This window comes from Vibrio gazogenes, from assembly GCF_023920225.1.
Lineage (GTDB): Bacteria > Pseudomonadota > Gammaproteobacteria > Enterobacterales > Vibrionaceae > Vibrio > Vibrio gazogenes.
The window spans coordinates 3,497,440-3,516,273 of the sequence record NZ_CP092587.1; the positions used below are offsets into that span (position 1 = coordinate 3,497,440).

At 45.0% G+C, this 18,834-nt stretch carries 20 protein-coding genes; 2 read left to right on the top strand and 18 right to left on the bottom strand.

The window, feature by feature from the left end:
* Positions 1–4 precede the first annotated feature (4 nt).
* The 8 genes from MKS89_RS15560 to MKS89_RS15595 all read right to left on the bottom strand — a co-directional run bounded on the left by MKS89_RS15560 (position 5) and on the right by MKS89_RS15595 (position 8,398).
* Positions 5–778 (bottom strand): ParA family protein, encoded by a 774-nt coding sequence (locus tag MKS89_RS15560; protein ID WP_072963117.1) that lies wholly within the window; start codon positions 776–778, stop codon positions 5–7.
* Between the two features lie 15 nt (positions 779–793).
* Positions 794–1,426, bottom strand: a complete 633-nt coding sequence (gene rsmG / locus MKS89_RS15565; protein WP_072963114.1) for a 16S rRNA (guanine(527)-N(7))-methyltransferase RsmG — start codon at positions 1,424–1,426, stop codon at positions 794–796.
* A 1-nt stretch (position 1,427) separates the two neighbouring features.
* Positions 1,428–3,323, bottom strand: a complete 1,896-nt coding sequence (gene mnmG, locus MKS89_RS15570; protein WP_072963112.1) for a tRNA uridine-5-carboxymethylaminomethyl(34) synthesis enzyme MnmG — start codon at positions 3,321–3,323, stop codon at positions 1,428–1,430.
* A gap of 765 nt (positions 3,324–4,088) precedes the next feature.
* Positions 4,089–4,529 carry an FMN-binding protein MioC gene (mioC, locus tag MKS89_RS15575; protein WP_072963109.1) on the bottom strand — a complete coding sequence of 147 codons (441 nt, stop codon included), beginning with the start codon at positions 4,527–4,529 and terminating at the stop codon, positions 4,089–4,091.
* Positions 4,530–4,577: 48 nt separating this feature from the next.
* Positions 4,578–5,189 (bottom strand): RhuM family protein, encoded by a 612-nt coding sequence (rhuM, locus tag MKS89_RS15580; protein ID WP_235862530.1) that lies wholly within the window; start codon positions 5,187–5,189, stop codon positions 4,578–4,580.
* Between the two features lie 57 nt (positions 5,190–5,246).
* A complete protein-coding gene (locus MKS89_RS15585; RefSeq protein ID WP_072963106.1) occupies positions 5,247–6,497 on the bottom strand; it encodes a restriction endonuclease subunit S in 1,251 nt (416 codons plus the stop codon).
* On the bottom strand, positions 6,487–8,052 hold the full coding sequence (locus MKS89_RS15590) for a type I restriction-modification system subunit M (RefSeq protein WP_072963103.1): 1,566 nt from the start codon (positions 8,050–8,052) through the stop codon (positions 6,487–6,489). The genes MKS89_RS15585 and MKS89_RS15590 overlap by 11 nt, the downstream gene beginning before the upstream one ends.
* A gap of 1 nt (position 8,053) precedes the next feature.
* Positions 8,054–8,398 carry a restriction endonuclease subunit S gene (locus MKS89_RS15595; protein WP_072963102.1) on the bottom strand — a complete coding sequence of 115 codons (345 nt, stop codon included), beginning with the start codon at positions 8,396–8,398 and terminating at the stop codon, positions 8,054–8,056.
* 570 nt (positions 8,399–8,968) lie between these two features.
* Here MKS89_RS15595 and MKS89_RS15600 point away from each other — a divergent pair.
* On the top strand, positions 8,969–9,145 hold the full coding sequence (locus tag MKS89_RS15600; protein WP_159439558.1) for a hypothetical protein: 177 nt from the start codon (positions 8,969–8,971) through the stop codon (positions 9,143–9,145).
* 111 nt (positions 9,146–9,256) lie between these two features.
* On the opposite strand, the gene MKS89_RS15605 is transcribed toward MKS89_RS15600, so the two are convergent.
* Positions 9,257–10,174 carry a LysR family transcriptional regulator gene (locus tag MKS89_RS15605; protein WP_072963100.1) on the bottom strand — a complete coding sequence of 306 codons (918 nt, stop codon included), beginning with the start codon at positions 10,172–10,174 and terminating at the stop codon, positions 9,257–9,259.
* A 93-nt stretch (positions 10,175–10,267) separates the two neighbouring features.
* Here MKS89_RS15605 and MKS89_RS15610 point away from each other — a divergent pair, with 93 nt between their 5' ends.
* On the top strand, positions 10,268–10,543 hold the full coding sequence (locus tag MKS89_RS15610) for a DUF1330 domain-containing protein (protein ID WP_072963097.1): 276 nt from the start codon (positions 10,268–10,270) through the stop codon (positions 10,541–10,543).
* Between the two features lie 261 nt (positions 10,544–10,804).
* On the opposite strand, the gene MKS89_RS15615 is transcribed toward MKS89_RS15610, so the two are convergent.
* The 9 genes from MKS89_RS15615 to MKS89_RS15655 form a co-directional block, all read right to left on the bottom strand.
* A complete protein-coding gene (locus MKS89_RS15615; protein WP_072963091.1) occupies positions 10,805–11,839 on the bottom strand; it encodes a virulence RhuM family protein in 1,035 nt (344 codons plus the stop codon).
* A 118-nt stretch (positions 11,840–11,957) separates the two neighbouring features.
* Positions 11,958–13,319, bottom strand: coding sequence for a tRNA uridine-5-carboxymethylaminomethyl(34) synthesis GTPase MnmE (gene mnmE, locus MKS89_RS15620; RefSeq protein ID WP_072963088.1), 1,362 nt, complete (start codon positions 13,317–13,319; stop codon positions 11,958–11,960).
* 135 nt (positions 13,320–13,454) lie between these two features.
* The gene (gene yidC, locus MKS89_RS15625; RefSeq protein ID WP_072963085.1) at positions 13,455–15,089 is read right to left on the bottom strand and encodes a membrane protein insertase YidC; all 1,635 of its coding nucleotides are present in this window, start codon (positions 15,087–15,089) and stop codon (positions 13,455–13,457) included.
* Between the two features lie 2 nt (positions 15,090–15,091).
* Positions 15,092–15,349 (bottom strand): membrane protein insertion efficiency factor YidD, encoded by a 258-nt coding sequence (gene yidD / locus MKS89_RS15630; RefSeq protein WP_072963083.1) that lies wholly within the window; start codon positions 15,347–15,349, stop codon positions 15,092–15,094.
* The gene (rnpA, locus tag MKS89_RS15635; protein WP_072963080.1) at positions 15,316–15,672 is read right to left on the bottom strand and encodes a ribonuclease P protein component; all 357 of its coding nucleotides are present in this window, start codon (positions 15,670–15,672) and stop codon (positions 15,316–15,318) included. Before rnpA ends, yidD begins: the two co-directional genes overlap by 34 nt.
* Positions 15,673–15,685: 13 nt before the next feature.
* On the bottom strand, positions 15,686–15,820 hold the full coding sequence (gene rpmH / locus MKS89_RS15640; RefSeq protein ID WP_005378825.1) for a 50S ribosomal protein L34: 135 nt from the start codon (positions 15,818–15,820) through the stop codon (positions 15,686–15,688).
* A 297-nt stretch (positions 15,821–16,117) separates the two neighbouring features.
* On the bottom strand, positions 16,118–16,855 hold the full coding sequence (locus tag MKS89_RS15645; RefSeq protein ID WP_072963077.1) for an amino acid ABC transporter ATP-binding protein: 738 nt from the start codon (positions 16,853–16,855) through the stop codon (positions 16,118–16,120).
* Positions 16,852–17,523, bottom strand: coding sequence for an amino acid ABC transporter permease (locus tag MKS89_RS15650; protein ID WP_072963075.1), 672 nt, complete (start codon positions 17,521–17,523; stop codon positions 16,852–16,854). The genes MKS89_RS15645 and MKS89_RS15650 overlap by 4 nt, the downstream gene beginning before the upstream one ends.
* A 167-nt stretch (positions 17,524–17,690) precedes the next feature.
* Entirely contained in the window at positions 17,691–18,440 is a 750-nt protein-coding gene (locus MKS89_RS15655; protein ID WP_072963072.1) for an amino acid ABC transporter substrate-binding protein, read from the bottom strand.
* Positions 18,441–18,834: the final 394 nt, after the last annotated feature.

Consider the following 18,834-nt stretch of genomic DNA (forward strand, 5'->3'; position numbering starts at 1 on the left):
TTGATTATGCAATGACTTCATCTCGGCGCAACATCTCTCCGGCTAATGCAAGGTAAGCCTTGGCACCAACAGAATATTTATCGTAATACATTGCTGGTTTACCATGACTTGGCGCTTCGGCAAGACGAACATTACGTGGGATAACGGTACGATACACTTTATCACCAAAGTGCTGTTTTAATTGATCGGATACCTCATTGGAGAGTCGATTACGAGGATCGTACATCGTTCTCAGTAACCCTTCGATTTTCAGATTACTATTCACAACAGCTGCCAACTTACTAATGGTATCCATCAGGGCCGTTAATCCCTCAAGCGCGAAATACTCACATTGCATTGGTACTAAAACAGAATCCGCAGCAGCCATCGCATTGATTGTAAGGAGGTTAAGAGAGGGAGGACAATCAATAAAGATGAAATCATAGTTATCACGAACCGAAGAGAGTACGTTTTTCAGCCGGACTTCACGGGCAAAAACTTCCATCAGCTTTATTTCCGCAGCCGTCACATCACCGTTTGCAGCAATCAGATGATAACGGCCAGTTGTCTTTTGACAGACCACTTCCTGAAACGGAACTTCCTCAACTAATAAATCGTAAGCGGTATAATCGATCTGATACTTATCAATACCGCTTGCCATTGTTGCGTTGCCTTGCGGGTCAAGATCAATCACTAATATCTTACGCTTCGTTGCCGCCATGGAGGCGGCAAGATTGACACAAGTCGTTGTTTTACCAACACCGCCTTTTTGGTTGGCGATTGCTACTATTTTTCCCACGGCATGCCTCGTTGTCTATTCCTTGCGCGATAAGATTACAAGATGACGCTCACCTTCGAGTTCAGGAACGGCTAAAGATTGGATATCCGTCACAAAACACCATTCAGGAAGCGAATCTATCTCATCATGCGGTAATTGTCCTTTCAATGCCAAAAAAACACCTCCATCCGCTTTGGGGAGATGATGACACCAATTTACCATATCTACCATGGAAGCAAATGCTCTGCTGAGCACACCATCAAATTTATCTTCTGGTTGGAAATCTTCAACTCGGCTTTGAACCGGTGTCACGTTATGAATATTCAATTCATAAATCACCTGTTTAATAAACCGAATCCGTTTTCCTAAACTATCCAGCAGAGTAAAGCACTTATCAGGGTTCATAATCGCAAGTGGAATACCGGGCAAACCTGGCCCTGTTCCGACATCGATAAAGTGATTACCGGGTAAGTGAGGACTTACAACGATACTATCCATGATATGTTTCACCAACATGTCTTCCGGATCACGAACCGACGTCAAATTATAAGCTTTATTCCACTTATTCAAGCGCTCGACATATCCGAGCAAAAGCGTCATCTGATGTTCACTTACCGTGAGATCTGTCTGTGCAATCAATTGCGTCAGACGTGCTGCCAGCGTCCCCATGTTATGCCGCCTCTCCCTTCTTAAGCATGCCATTTTTCTTGAGATACACCAGCAAAATAGAAATAGCTGCCGGCGTAACACCCGAAATACGTGATGCGATACCAACCGTTTCCGGTTTTGCCGCATTCAGTTTTAGCACCACTTCATTCGATAACCCTTTGACAAGGCTATAGTCGAGATCAATCGGTAGTTTGGTATTTTCATGACGCAGTGATTTTTCGATTTCATCTTTCTGCCGCTGAATATACCCCTCATACTTGACCTGAATTTCAACCTGCTCAGCGGCCTGATGATCATCTAATGCCGGGGAATACTGCGGTAAGCTTGTCAGTAAATCATAGGTCATTTCCGGGCGACGTAATAAATCTTCGCCGCTGGCTTCTCTGGAAATCGGTGTTTTGAGCATCTCATTCAGAGATTCAACCCCTGTAGATTCGGGGTTGACCCAGATATCCTTCAAGCGTTGACGCTCAAGAGCCATATTTTCGATTTTTTGGTTGAAACGAGCCCAACGTTCATCATCAACCAAACCAAGTTCGCGACCTTTTTCAGTCAAACGCAAGTCAGCATTATCTTCTCGGAGTAACAGACGATATTCAGCGCGCGAGGTAAACATTCGGTAAGGTTCGCTGGTACCGAGTGTTGATAGATCATCGATCAGTACGCCCATGTAGGCTTGATCACGACGCGGACTCCAGCCTTCTTTCTCTTGAGCATACAAACTCGCATTCAAACCTGCCATCAAACCTTGTGCAGCCGCTTCTTCGTAACCCGTTGTCCCGTTGATCTGTCCGGCAAAAAACAGCCCTTGAATAAATTTGGTTTCATAGGTCTGTTTTAAATCACGCGGATCAAAGAAATCATATTCAATGGCATATCCCGGACGAACAATATGCGCGTTTTCAAAACCTTGCATCGAACGCACGATCTGCACCTGAACATCAAACGGTAAGCTGGTGGAGATCCCGTTTGGATATAATTCGGTTGTTGTTAAGCCTTCCGGTTCAATAAAGATCTGATGACTATTTTTGTCAGCAAACCGCATCACCTTATCTTCGATTGACGGACAGTAACGTGGACCAATCCCTTCAATCACACCGGCATACATCGGACTACGATCCAAATTATTGCGGATCACATCGTGAGTTTTCTCATTGGTATAAGTGATATAGCACGGGATCTGATGCGGATGCTGATCACGGCGACCTAAAAATGAAAAGATCGGCGTTGGATCATCACCATGTTGTACCGCTAACTGCGAAAAATCGACAGTACGAGCATCGATCCGAGGTGGGGTTCCTGTTTTTAAACGATCAACCCGGAATGGTAGTTCACGTAAACGCTGAGCCAGTGCGATCGATGGTGGATCACCTGCGCGGCCACCAGAATAATTTTCCATCCCGATATGGATCTTGCCACCCAGAAATGTGCCCACAGTGAGTACTACCGCTTTCGCGTGGAATTTGAGCCCCATTTGGGTTACTACGCCGATCACGCGATCCTGTTCGACGATCAGATCATCGGCTGCTTGCTGGAACAACATCAGATTCGGGGTATTTTCTAATGCATGACGTACATACGCTTTGTATAACGCTCGATCTGCCTGAGCTCTTGTTGCTCGAACAGCCGGACCTTTTGAAGCGTTCAGCGTTCTGAACTGAATACCTGCATGATCGATCGCTTGAGCCATAAGCCCACCTAAAGCATCAACCTCTTTAACCAGATGACCTTTCCCGATCCCACCAATGGCTGGATTGCATGACATTTGTCCTAATGTGTCAATATTATGTGTTAGGAGTAATGTTTTTTGTCCTGTGCGTGCAGATGAGAGAGCGGCTTCCGTTCCAGCGTGACCGCCACCAACCACAATGACGTCAAAATTTTCGTGATAAAGCATGAACCGACCTCAGATATTCAGATCTGTGTAAGAAATAAAAGAGCCGCATTCTACCTTTTTTATCGCCGTTAGAAAATTGATTTTGTGCTTTTACACATGATCCTTGAGCCTTATAAATATATAAGATCTTTATATAGATCTTTTTATTAGATCTACTATTAAGGGAGCGGATCTTTGTGGATAAAGCCAAAATGATCAACATGATCATCAGCTTCAGGACGATCACTTACTGTGATCAAGCATTGATCAGATCGAGGATTAGCTGGGATCAAAAATAGTACTTATACACAACCCCTCGGGGAGTGCAAAGTTATTATTGGGATAACTATAGCTTCTTCACTGGATCTTTCTGTATTTATCCACAGATAATTTGAACCTAAAAATGGCAAGGAGTGAGTGATCAACGTTTCAATCCGAAAGTGCTGCTTATGCAGTTGATCTGAATAGATGGGCTCTCCTGCTCCCTTTTGGGGGAAGATCTTAACGTGGTTTCACGTCATTTAACGTCTGGCAAAATATTCTTGTTTCATATTCACTGATGAATGAATGATTATTTAAATGAATAAAATCAATTGGTTATTTTAATTAAAGCATGATATTCATTACGATAGCACAAAGAGGATTGTCAGTAATTTTAACGCAATCGGTTGTGATTCATCGTGTGGAAAAGCTTGGGAGTTATTTCACAGGGCAGCTTTACTACCCTGTGGGTAACTACTTATACACCGTTGGCTCTATGTATGGTTTATTTTATGTGCCACTGGATTATGTATTGAACTGTTCAATATGCTGGGTGAGCCACTCCCCGGCGGCATCTTCCGGAACCGGATGCTCAATAATATCAATCGTACAACAGTCAGTCAGAGGCGTCGCACCGATATCAAGCATTAGTTCGTAAGCATGTTTTCCTGCGGCGCAGAATGTGTCATAGCTGGAATCGCCAATCGCGATGACAGCAAATGATAATTGGTCCGTTCTGGGCGGTGTATCCTGAAGTGCCTGAATAAACGGCTGAATATTATCAGGATATTCCCCGGCTCCGTGTGTTGATGTAATGATCAGCCAGATGCCTTCTGCCGGGATATCCGCTAAATCCGGCTGGTTATGGATCTCGGTTTCATGTCCTTGCTGTTGGAGTAGCTCATCAAGATGATCACCGACATATTCAGCGCCGCCTAGCGTGCTTCCCGTAATGATATGGATCATATTCATCCTCTTCACAATGGCATTCACCAATGGAATGCTTTGATTACTTTAGATAAAACGTATTGACACCGAAATCTCATCAGAAACATGTGTCGGGATACAAATTGTCAGCATAAGAGTAATCAAACCGAAGCGGGAAAGGAAGATGCAAACTGTATATAGTGTGGATAGGATGAGACTAACCCGTGTATGAAGGTGATAATCGATCATGATCATCACTTGTATACTTATGTGGGTTTGGTGTGGGTAACAATTAACGATCACTCTCAGATCATTCTCAGTGAAGTAAAATGATATTGGCCATTTCATCTCATCGAAATAGTCCCATCGAGGATCTTTAAGACGTTCGTCATCCATGGCAAAGCCTTTTGTCAGGTATTCCCCAAGGGTACGGGGGGGCCATTGTCTAAACTGGGTGCCACGAGTAGAACGTACGCGGTAGCCGACTGTGATGATCATAGGTAGTGCATAAAGCTGAGTTAGGTATTCTTTACCATCAGCAGCAGTTGTAAACTTTGAGTTGACAACTGCCCCTTCAACCAGCTCCCCGTCTGACAAAACACTTTTAACATGCTTGCTGATATTCTGCTTGCTGGTTTGGTACAACTCCGCTATCTCTAACTGAGTAAGCCATACTTGGCCACCTAGTTCGCGCAGCACCAATTGCGATTGACCATCATCGGTTGTATAGAATAGAGGATTAGATTGTTATCCATATCAGGCTACCTCCTCGACTTTTACTCGCCGCTTACCCGTCAACAACTGCTGCATCAGCGCTTTTTTCTCTTGTTTTAAGGCATCGAGCTTTTGTTGCAGGATAGTTATTTCCTGATCGGCAGTGGAGAGTACGGCGGCGATTTTTTGTTGCTCTTCTAGCGCTGGAAGTGGCACATGTATCAAGCTGAACTCTTTCCAACGTAGACTTCCCCTACGATCAACAGATGCATTAGTAGCTGCACCAAATATCTGTCGGTAGTGATCAGTCTTTAAAACTGCATAAAGATAGGTGTTGTCTACCTCTTTCGTTTTTGCTCTAAAAACGACATAAATAGGGCTGACGATGCCAGTATCGTAGAGGTTCTGTAGCCCAATAGAGCCCTCTTCAACGTGGTTAGATGGAAAGCCAAAGCAACCACGATGAATTAGCCTATAGTCAGAGGTATCATCACTGTAAACTTTCTTTTTGAAGTACTTGAGCGAGTCAACAAATCCATCGTACTTAGAGCATGATAGGACTGGATAGTCAGCAGCTTCTGTATTTTTCTCAGTCACCTGAGTGCAAACATCCTTTATCGCTGGATATTCCCAATCTTTAGGAATAATCCCGTATCGAGTTTTCTTAAAATCGTAACTATTAGCAGGCATACCTAGGCGCTTCTTGCCTGTGAGCAGTTGTTGCATCAGGGCTTTTTTCTGCTGTTGGCTGTTGGCGAGCAGTTGTTCGGTAGTGCTGATGGCCTTATCCCAAGTAGAGAGGATTTGGGCGATTTTCTTTTGTTCAGTAAGAGGAGGAACGGGAACTCTAATTGCTTTTACCAGTGTGCCACTCAAGTTACTTTGCCCGGCAGAATTACTCATTGCTCGGATATTTTCATACTGGCTTAAGAGAAAGTTAAAGTGAAAAGTAGGCTCCTGATCATTTTTGAATATGATTGCAGAACAATTCTGATTTGTTGTTGCCTCAAATTTCAGTAATGCGACTTGTCCTCTTGTTTTTCCTTGCCCAATCATTGCCAATAAGACTGTTCCAGCAGGTACAATCTTGGCTGAAGAATTCTTTAAACCTAATTCGCTAATGTACTCCTGAGTATCTTCAGGGGTTAAAACGCAATTTTGGACTTCAGTGGTTCTTATCCATGGCACTGTTCCGTTCAGCCAGTATTCTGGTTTTTTACGACTAGGAGTCCCCCCAAATGTTACCTGGGCGATATCGGCTAGGGGCTTTACATCCCATCCACTAGGCACCATATCCTAGTTCCTCCAGATAGTTGGCCATCTCAGCTTCAAGTTCAGCAAGTTGGGCTTTGAGCTGATCGCGTTCAGCACGCACCGCCATCAGGTCGATCTCTTCCTCTTCTTCGAAAGTATCGACATAACGCGGAATATTGAGGTTATAGTCGTTATCCTGGATCTCTTTCAGGCTGGCCAAATAAGCATATTTATCGACGTTTTCGCCCGCTTTGTAGGTGGCGACGATTTTGGCGATATTATCTTCACTGAGCTGGTTCTGATTTTTACCGGATTTAAACTCGCGTGAGGCATCGATAAACAACACGTTGTCATCGATCTTCTCTTTTTTGAAAATCAGAATCGCGGCAGGGATACCAGTCCCGTAAAACAACTTCTCTGGCAGGCCGATTACCGCATCGAGTAAATTCTCTTCAATCAGCTGTTTACGGATTTTAACTTCTGCGGCACCGCGAAACAGCACGCCGTGGGGAACAACGACACCCATGCGACCCGTCTTCGGTTTAAGTGTCTCAATCATATGCAGAATGAAGGCATAGTCACCTTTGGTTTTCGGCGGTATACCACGGCGAAAGCGGCTGAACTTGTCTTTTTCCGCGTCTTCATGGCCCCATTTATCCAAAGAAAACGGCGGGTTGGCAGTCACGATATCAAACAGCATTAAATCACCGTTTTTATCCAGCAATTTAGGATTACGAATGGTGTCGCCCCATTCGATTTTGTGGTTGTTTTCACCGTGCAGGAACATATTCATCTTGGCCAGTGACCAAGTTGAACCAATCGCCTCCTGTCCGTAGAGGGCGTAGTTTTTACTCTCAAAGTTGGTGCGTACTTTACTGCCACACTTCATCAACAGTGATGCAGAACCACAAGCCGGATCGCAGATGCTGTCACCGGGCTGCGGCTCAAGCAACTGAGTAATCAAGTCGCTGACTTCTGGCGGCGTATAAAACTCACCTGCTTTTTGACCACCACTGGCGGCAAAGTTTTTAATTAAGTACTCGTAGGCGTTACCAATGACATCCAGTGTCCCGACGCGACTGGGTTTGAGGTTGAGTTCCGGTTTGGCGAAGTCTTCCAGCAGATAACGCAGAATATTGTTTTTCTGTTTCTCTTCACCTAAGCGGTCGGTGTTGAAAGAGATATCCTGGAACACGCTTTTCCCGGCATCTTTGAGTTTGGTGCCATTGGTCTCTTCAATGGCATGCAATGCTTGGTCAATGCGTTCACCATTGCCAGGTTCATGACGACGTTCATACAAGGCATAAAAGTTTGCTCTGAATGCTTCCTTCAAATTACCTTTATTGTCTCTGGTTACTACATCAGGGATGACAAAACGCTCATTTTTCATCATCTCTTCAATGAGCTCTGGTTCATCACCGTACTGTGTTTTGTAACCATCGTAATGGTCTTGCCATACATCAGATATGTACTTCAGAAACAACATGGTCAGGATGAAGTCTTTGTAAGTGTCTGCACTGATGGTACCGCGGAAAGTGTCGCAAGCGGCCCACAATGCTTTGTTAATACTGTCTTGGTTGATTTTTGCGTTCATTTTACGACTGATTTCCTGATTGAATCTGTGTACATAGCTGGTCAAAATAGATATCTCCGTTTGCGATTAAACGCTGGTGGGTTTCTTTTTGTGCCAGCCAGTTTTTGTGAATTGTTTCGATTTGATGCTGTTGTTCCAATGGCGGTAAATCTATCGGCATGACAGAGAGCGTTTTCGCTGTCACTTTATTAATATTGGTTCCTTCACTCATACCATTAAAGTAATGTTGCCCCAACGATGAGTTGAGATACCACTGTAAATAATAAGGTGAAACAAGGCTGTGATTACAACGAATCACTGCTGTTTGATTGGTGGTTATGGTGGGGAGATCTAGTCGCCAACTCATTGTCTCCCCTGCACCTTTCACTATAATAGGTTTCTCCTATCTATAACGATTAAAGATAGACTAGTTGAATTGCGATGCCATTTTAAGTAGGAGAACGCTACTATTTTTATTCGTTCACCAGATACTGACCAACAAGTCTTGTTTCCTCCCTTCTCCTGACTGATCCATCGCAGCTTTGATACAGCCACTCAATACCGCCAAAACCGTGAAGTCACTCGTAAGATTCGGTAACAAACCAGTTATGAAAGAATGGTTTGCTTCGATTCAATTCGGATTTTTTGTTGCTGTGACTCGTGGTAAAGGCTGGTGTCATTTAGTCTGCACGGGTGCCGGTGATTTCCGGCGTCGGGATTCGAACCCCGCATTCAAGCTTAAGGAGTATAGACGTCCGTCTTTACGGACTTTACTATACACAGTCTTTCCATATCTGAATTATGGTGGACTGGATGAGGCTGGCTCCGGTCAGGCCGTTTCCTTGAGTGCGGCAGTTCGAACCCGTTCAGTTCACCACCTCCCGAGATTCGAACCTCTACCTGTGGTGAAGTTATTCATGAACTCGAGGAAAAGCATATGTCCGATTTGAATCAATTTAAATCCTATCTGCCGCTGGTTGCCCGTGGTTATCTGATCGATCTGCTTGGCTTGTGTACCGATGCACAGACCAATCAACATGAGCTGCGCGAAGTGCTGTTGTATCTCAATAATCTGATTACCTATGATGAAATGCAGTTGCAGCAAGAGGACTAATATCGGTGGGCAAATCAAAGGAGAGCGAGCTCTCCTTTGTTTATATAGCAGTGAAAAATACTGAACCGTGGCGGTTAAATCTGCCTCATCAAGATTTCCGAGTTAGGTCATTCAATCGCTAATAGCTGATGAACTCGCCTTCAAAAAATAATGGCGGTAAAGCTGATAGAAACGAGCAATATGGAGAGGCTTCTCACCTTTATACTGATGTAAAAAGTAGAAATGCCACTCCCGGCCTTTGATGTCAGGTAGCACTCGGAGTAACCCATGATCAATAAAGTGAGTTCGCACGAGAAATTCAGGTAATAGCGCGATTCCCATATCATGCAGCACCGCTTCAAGCCCTGTGGTTAGGGTATTTACTTTGACACAATGTTTAACTGCGATGAGTTTTTTGTTTGTGCCTTGATTGTCGAAAATTTCTAATTTTTTCCGGTGCCAAGCTGTCGCAATAAATTGATGTGCCGAAAGATCCTCGACTCGTTTCGGGGAACCATATTGTGCAATGTAGCGGGGCGAAGCGCAGAATATTTCGGATACTTTTCCGACGGATAGGGCTCGGTAGTCGCAGTTTTTAATATCCCCGCCAAAAATAGCAGCATCCAGCTTATGCTCAATCAGATCATGCCACTTCTCTGTCACGACGACTTCCGGTACCAGCTGTGGAAACTCCAAACACAGCTGCTTGATTGCTGGCATGACGATCTCTTTTTCAGAAAAAGGCGGTACGGACACTTTAAAGTGGCCACTAGGCTGATCTTTTTTACTGTTGATTTCGGTAAATGCCATATTCAATTGTTCACTCAACAGCTCGCTACGGATCAGCAAGGCCTCGCCGACTGCGGTGAGCACGACACCTCTGGTATTACGGATGAGCAGTTGCTGACCAATGGCTTCCTCTAACCGTTTTATTTGCTGGCTAGCAGCAGACTTGCTGATCCCCAGCTTTTTGGCCGCTGCGGTATAGGAACGTTTACCGGCCACCTCGGCAAAAATGAGCAGCAAAGGAGCTAGCTTTACATTGTTCATATATATAAACACTTCGTTAAATTATTGGGTATTGTTTGATATTCGGCATAAAACTAAGCTAAGTCAATCCATTCACCGTAGGAGATAAACACCATGACAAGTTTAGTGATTGTCGATTTAACCGTTATAGATAAAACAAAACTCGCGGAGTACAGCGCACTCGCAGGGGAAACATTAGCCCCGTTCAATGGGCGATTTATTGCCAAGGGAGAAGCTGAAACATTGCATGGTGAGCCTGAACATGTGATGAAAGCGATTATCGAATTCCCCGATAAAGAGAGTGCCAAGAACTGGTATTTTAGCGCCGCTTATCAAGCATTGATTCCACTGCGTGAGCAAGGTATTCGCAGCTGTTTTCAACTGGTATAGGGAGCTTCAGGGGAAGCTTGAAGGAAAACAGTAGCTTCATCGGAAGGGACTGTTCCAAAAGCGCCAACAGGAATGAGTGATGAAAAAACAACGACAAATAAAACCAGTTGGTTATTTGTCGTTGTTTGTTGCGATTTATTCACTTTATTTACTGATATAGCAAGTGATGTTTTCCATAGTAGCAGGTCTCGCGGGATGTTTTGGGGACCAAATTGTAATTTATGGCCAACCATAGAAGGGGAGGACTATTCTTTATTGCTGCTATTGGTCTTTTTTAAGTATTGCCTTGAGTGCAGTGATGTTGGCTTGTTCTCCCTCTGCTTCTTTTAAGCGCCGACGTTGTTCTGCAAAGTTATCAAACACCTGTTTGGCTTTATCATCTGCCGCTTTTCTGGATATTTTTCCAGCGCCATTCAGAACATCCCGATCATTGAAACTCAAGAACTGATCAAGCTTATCGGCCCAGTCTTGCAAGAACACTTGTTTGCGGCGTAGCGCTTGGTCCTCAGCAAAGTCGAGCCACATGTTGACGATGCGATTAAGCTCTTTGATTTCGTCTTCACGTAGATAGTTTTTCGCGATAGTGACATCGGTCTTACGTACTTCATCGCCTTTAAAGCTGGTTAATCCCATGTCCGGCTTATTGGCATCCACACGGCTCGCGATAAGCTCAGCGGCGGTCATGTGCGTACAGGCATAATGCAGCTTGTTCTGAATGGTTTGAAAGAAGCGGTTAGTTTCTTGGTTGGATGGTTTGTAATCGGCAGCCATGGTAAAGATTTCTTTGACTCGCAGATAAACACGACGCTCACTGGCTCGGATATCGCGAATGCGTTCCAGCATATCATCAAAGTAGTCTGGCACCGCAGAATGACCAACGGGCGGGGTTTTCAAGCGCTCGTCGTCCATTACAAAGCCTTTGATCAAATACTCTTGTAACAATCGAGTTGCCCATTGGCGAAACTGAGTACCACGTGTCGAGCGAACTCGGTATCCTACAGCAAGAATCACCGGGAGACTGTAGTGACGAATGTTGCGCTTTACTTCTCTACTGCCCTCCAGTTGAACTTGTAAGTAATCCTTACAAGTTGAAATTTGCTCAAGCTCCCCTTCAGAATAGATAGTCTTGATGTGCTGGGTTATTGCTTGAGAGCTCACTTGGTACAGCTCTGCCATCGAAGCTTGCGAAAGCCACAAAGTGTCAGATTCAAAACGACACTCAACACGAGTTTGACCGTCAGCCGTGGTGAAGAGAACGAACTCACCTTGAGGGGCTTGGGGAATATTATCTGTCATTCAATCCACCTATCTTCGTTATCGGATACGTTATTCAATATTAACGTTGATAAAGTTAGAGACAACATAAATAATAAATGAATAAAACCAGTTGGTTATTTGTCGTTATTTGCCTCTTTTACTTCCCAATACAGAAACTCGAAAAGATTCGTCCGAGTAAATCATCGGAACTGAATTCACCGGTGATCTCGTTGAGGTGCTGCTGGGTGATGCGTAGTTCTTCAGCGAGAATCTCTCCGGCCATGTAGCCTTCAAGTTGCTGTTGGCCAATGGCTAGGTGTTCGGCGGCTTTGTCCAAAGCATCTAAGTGGCGGCGGCGAGCCATAAAGCTGCCTTCCTGGCTACCGGTGAATCCCATGCAGTCTTTGAGGTGGCTTCTCAGTGCCTCGACCCCGTCACCGGTTTTGGCTGAGAGCCGGATCAGTGTGGGGACATTGACGTGACAGATCCCCATCTCTTCATTGGTTTGATCGGCTTTATTGCGGATCACGGTCATGCCGATATTGTCCGGGATACGATCAACGAAATCCGGCCAGATTTCTTTCGGATCGGTGGCATCGGTTGTGGTGCCATCGACCATAAACAGAACGCGATCGGCTTGTTTGATTTCATCCCAGGCGCGCTCAATCCCGATGCGTTCGACTTCATCAGAGGCTTCTCGTAGCCCTGCAGTGTCGATAATATGCAGCGGCATACCATCAATGTGAATGTGCTCTCTCAGGACGTCGCGGGTGGTTCCTGCGATGTCGGTGACAATCGCGGACTCTTTGCCGGAGAGTGCATTGAGTAGGCTCGATTTGCCTGCATTCGGCCGACCGGCGATGACGACTTTCATCCCTTCACGCATGATTGCGCCTTGGCTGGCTTCGCGCCGAACTTTGTCCAGGTTATTAATAATTGTTTGCAGATCACCGGCAACTTTACCGTCAGCCAGAAAGTCGATCTCTTCTTCGGGGAAGTCTATTGCAGCTTCGACATAGATCCGCAGATGAATCAGTGACTCAACCAAGGTATGAATGCGGGTTGAAAATTGCCCTTGCAGGGATTGCAGAGCTGATTTAGCTGCTTGTTCGGAACTGGCATCGATCAAATCAGCAATCGCTTCGGCCTGTGCTAAATCCAGTTTGTCATTGAGAAATGCCCGCTCTGAAAACTCACCGGGACGTGCGGCCCGAACTCCGGGAATAGTCAGAATCCGTCGGATGAGCATATCCATCACGACGGGGCCACCGTGTCCTTGTAACTCAAGAACGTCTTCACCGGTAAACGAATGCGGGTTGGGGAAAAACAGGGCGATGCCTTGATCCAATTGGGTGCCGTCTTCATCCTGAAAAGGCAGATATTCTGCATATCGGGCGCGGAGGGTTTTTCCCGTTACGGCTTTGGCAACCTCAGTTGCTTTCGGGCCGGATACACGAATAATGCCGACACCACCACGGCCTGTCGGTGTTGCTTGTGCAACGATTGTGTCTGTAGTCATAGTGATTTTGTCTGTTCAGTCAAAAAAGGCAGTATCTATCATGGATTGTCATGATAGATAGTATGATGGGCATTGTAATCAGCCGCTAATAAAAAGGCGACCCTTTGGCCGCCTCTTTTCACATTGCTCAGGTTTCTACTTCTTCGAGTGTAAACCTTTCTTCTCCAGCGACTTGTAGATCACCATTTGCTGGATCAGGGTTACGATGTTTGATACCAACCAGTACAGTACCAGACCTGATGGGAAGAACAGGAAGAAGACCGTAAATGCGACTGGCATAAATGTCATAATCTTCTGTTGCATCGGATCGGTAACGGTTGTTGGGCTCATCTTCTGCAACATGAACATACTTGCACCCATCAACAGTGGCAGGATGTAGTACGGGTCTTGTGCAGACAAATCGTGGATCCAACCAAAGAACGGCTGGTGGCGGAGCTCAACAGATTCCATCAGCGCCCAGTAGAGCGAGATGAAAATTGGCATTTGCAGAATAATTGGGAAACAGCCACCCAGTGGGTTCACTTTTTCTTCTTTATATAGCGCCATCATTTCCTGGCTCATGCGTTGGCGATCATCGCCAATGCGTTCACGCATGGCTTGCAACTTCGGTTGCAGCATCCGCATTTTTGCCATGGAAGTGTACTGAGCTTTGGTCAGTGGGTACATGACACCACGGACGATAAAGGTCAGACAGATAATTGCAATGCCCCAGTTTGAGACGATGCCCTGAATAAAGGAAAGCAGGCTATGCAGTGGTTTGGCGATAAACCATAACCAGCCGTAATCGACCACGAGATCCAGATTTGGCGCTGTTGCTGCCATTTGGTTTTGCAATTTTGGGCCAACCCATAGGGTTGCATCGAAGTCTGTACTTTCGCCTGTTGCGATAGTTCGGTTTGGCTCTCTAATCCCGATGTCACCAAGATTACGGTTGGTCATCACCCGCGAAAAGAGCTTGGTATCCGGTGCCTGACGTGGAATCCATGCCGCTGCAAAATAGTGCTGAATCATCGCTGCCCAGCCTTGACCATTATTCAATGTTTCATTGAGGGCATGATCTTTCATGTCACTGAAGCTGAATTTTTTGTAGCGGGTATCTTCCGTTGAGTAAGCACCACCATGGTATGTTGACATGGCAAAGCTACTTCCGGATGCTTCCAGAGTCTGACGAAGATGCGCATACATGCCGACAGTCGCATTTTGACCCGATTGGTTATTGACGTTGAAATCAACATCAATCGCATAGCTGTTACGTTTCAGGATAAATGTTTTCGTGTAGGTGATGCCGTTCGCCTGATAAGACAATGGGACGCGAATTTCATCTTGACCATCTGCCAGTTGATAATGGCTTTGGGCAACTTGGTAAGTCGGGCGGCCGTCTCTTTTATCGATGCCTTGCGGACCAATCAGACCACTCTGAGCGATAAACTGAAAATTACTGTTCTTTTTCAGCAGCGCGAAAGGCTGATCCGAATTCAGTTCTTTGGAGTATTGATTCAGTTCAGCAGAAATGACGTCACCGCCCACAGTATTGATGGAAAGCGTGAGAACGTCCGTTTTCACGGTCACTATCTTTCCTGCAACATCCTGAGTCGATACCGGTTCAAACTCATCAGAATCAGAGCTTTGAGGAGCAGCAGGAACTGAACTACTTGATTGTGTCTGCTCAACCGCGGTTGGTGCAGGATTCTGTGCTACTTGCCATTTCTGGAACAGTAAGAAAGAAACCAGCGCCAAAGCGATTAACAGGATATTACGTTGAGAATCCATCGTTATTTATCTCTGTCTTGTCTTGGGTTAGGTGGAACGGGGTCATAGCCCCCTTCATTCAGAGGGTGGCATTTTAATAGACGTTTGGCTGATAACCAACATCCTTTTACAAAACCGTGAGCTTTCAATGCTTCTATCGCATATCGAGAGCAGGTCGGCGTAAATCGACAACGTGGTCCTAACAGAGGGCTAATCAGCCATCTGTATAGATAAATCAGTCCGATGACTAACCACGATAAGGGCGAGACAGGCGTTGCCATAGTTTATCAAACAGCTTCGTTATTTCGTCATTGCTGAGTTCCTGAGCGCTTTTTTTCGCAATCACGACAAAGTCTTTGTGCGGTAATTCGTGCTGCTTCAGGCGAAAACTTTCTCGGGCAAGCCGTTTAAAACGATTGCGCCCAACGGCAGTTTTAATCTGTTTTTTCGGAACGGCTAATCCCAATCTAGGATGAGATAAAGCGTTTTTACGGGCAATGATGGTAAAATGAGGAGAGCCAGCACTACGAGCTTGCTGGAATACATATCGGTAGTGTTCGGGAGTTAACAAACGTAACTCCCGACGAAAAGCGTACTTGTTCAAAATAATTCAGACATTATTTTGACAGGCGTGCACGGCCTTTCGCACGACGTGCGTTAATTACTTTACGACCGTTCTTAGTTGCCATACGAGCACGGAAACCGTGAGTACGTTTGCGCTTCAGAACTGTAGGTTGAAAAGTGCGTTTCATTGTTTTTACCTTACTGATCAGTAGTTTCTAGGTTCTTGTTAAACCCGGCGTTGGGCTTTATTTGCCTCTTTTTCAAGAGAGTAAAATCCGACGCCTTGCAACAAAGAGGCGGAATTGTAATCACTGCCACCGATGGTGTCAATAATTGGGGAAACGAAGCGTCTGAATCTCTGGCTTATAAACTGCTTCTATCTCGGTTTTGTGGACCGACGAATAAAAGCAAATCGGCAGGATACCGCGCTTCATTTCAATTTAGTCGGGCGATTATACGTTGTACGGATAAAATCTCAAGGATCCTTATTCGATCCCGACTTGATTTAAGAATTTTTTCAAGCGGATATCCTGTGGATTATCGAATATATCCTGTGGAGATCCTTGTTCAACAATGTTGCCTTCGGCCATAAAGATCACGCGATCCGCGACTTCTTTGGCAAATTGCATCTCATGGGTGACCACCAGCATGGTTTGATGAACCCGGGCCAGTTTCTTCATTAAACTCAGTACTTCGCCCACCCACTCTGGATCGAGCGCCGATGTCGGTTCATCGAATAGCAGGAGTTCCGGCTCCTGAGCCATTGCTCGGCCAATGCCTACGCGCTGTTGCTGACCACCGGAAAGTGATGCCGGATACTGTTCGCTTTTATCCCCAAGCCCGATGTCATTGAGAATTTGCTGAGCACGTTCATACGCCTGATCTTTTTTCCAGCCCCGGACAGTGATCAATCCTTCTGCGATGTTCTGTTTTGCTGTCAGGTGCGCAAAAAGTGCATAGTTTTGAAATACGAATCCGGTTTTACGTCTGAGTGCCAGTACATCATTTTTCTTCGGATTGGTGCTATCGACGCTTACATCACCGATGGTAATTGCGCCTTGGTCGGCCCTTTCAAGAAAATTCACACAGCGCAGTAGTGTCGATTTTCCGGTGCCACTCGATCCGATGATGACAATGATTTCACCTTGATTGATTTCAAGATCAATCCCTTTGAGAACTTCACTCTCTCCGAAACGTTTATGAATATTGGTTAACTTGATCATCTCATATACGCCTTATTGAGTTTGTGTTCTGCCCAGCTTTGAACTCGGGTCAGGATAATGGTGATTCCCCAGTAAATGAAAGAGACGGCGAGGAAAGCTTCAAAATAATGAAAGCTGGAAGAGGCTTCCATTTGTGCTTTTGCCATGATTTCAGCAACCCCGAGCGTAAATGCCAGTGAGGTTGATTTGATCATATCGATGAAATAGTTCATCAGCGAAGGTAAAGCGATCCGTGTGGCTTGCGGCAGGATAATACGACGCATCGATTGAGCGGTAGTCATGCCGATAGACAGGCTTGCTTCCATCTGGCTTCTGTCCACGCCAATAATTGCCGCACGAATGGTTTCCGCCATATAAGCTGCAAAGTGGAGCGCTAAACCGAGAATCGCAGCACTATAAGCATCCATTCCGGTCATGATCGGGAAAACTTGCGGTAATCCATAATAAAAGAGGAACAACTGGACGAGCAGTGGGGTGCCCCGAAAATAGCTAATATAAAGTTGGCAAATCTGATCGAGTACAGGGATACGGAAGACTCGGATATTCGCAATGATGACCGATAAAATGATGGAAAGTATCATGCCCCAACAGGCTAACTCTATTGTAATGCCGAGATACTTAAGCAGAATTGGCATCAGCTCCAGCATATATTGAAAATCAAAACCCATAATGTGTGTCTTCTTTTTTATCGGGGAATCTGCAACTGACGGCGGTCAGTGATTCCTGAATATTGGTGTTAATGCATTTATGTATGTTTAAAAAGAAACCCACTGTGCTGGTTCAGACAGTGGGTTTATATGGTGTCATGATTCATCAGAATCATGCTGATGGTTCATTATTTTTTTGTGATATCTGTATTGAACCATTTTTCTGAAATCTGGCTCAGTGTTCCGTCAGCGCGCATATCTGCGAGTGCTTTGTTGACTTCACCCTGAAGCTGCTTACCTCTTTTATTATTGAGGAAAGGCCAGGCATTCTCAATCGTTTCGAATGGTTTTCCTGCCAATTGAAGTGGTAGGCCTGATTTTTGAATGACTTCCAGAATAGAAAGACGATCCATAACAAAAGCATCGATTCGACCCAGAGCAACATCTTGTTCAAAGCTTGAATCATAAGTTTTGATGTTAATTTGATGATCTTTATCGTGCTCACGTAACAGTTGTTCAAAGTTAGAACCTAAGTTGACGGCAACGGTTTTGCCTTTCAGATCATCCAGACTGTGAATGGTATTATTACCTTTACGTACAGCGATCTGAGCACCATCAATCACATATGGGTCTGAAAAGAGATATTTTTGTTTGCGGGCATCAGTGATGGTGATCTGGTTTGAGATCGTATCGACTCGCCCCGTTTCCAACAGGCCAAACAGACCCGAGAAGCTTGCAGTCACAAATTTCACTTGATAGTCATTGCGTTTGCCTATTTCTTTCCATAGATCAACTTCAAATCCTTGTAGCTTATCTTTTTTGACAAACGTGAACGGGAAGTAGCGGCCAGACATGCCGACTTTTACCTCTGTTGCTGCATGGACATTGATAGTTGTCAATGTGAGAGCCGCAATTGCAGCAATAAACCATTTTTTCATGTTGAGCTCCAAAATCTTTCGAGCGCTTATTTTAATGACATATAGCACAACAAAAGAAATAACCATAAGTTATGGTTCATAACCTATAATGGTTATATGGGTTCATATTCATATAACCGTTCATTGTAACGATCTTTCTTGAGGGCGACAACGGCTATATTTTACAAAATGTGATTATACTTATTTTGGGGATAACTTTGTAAGATCGACATTTTTGTGTATGAACATGTGGGTAAAGTAGGGACATTTAGGGTTGATCCAAGAATAAATTGGCCAAAAAGTGTGAATAACTTGGATCTAGTTTACAGGATTGACGATCAATCACTGGCGATCTTGAAGATCAACAGGTAGAATTGCCAGTCTTTATCGATCATCTAATCGGAGTGAGGGAACA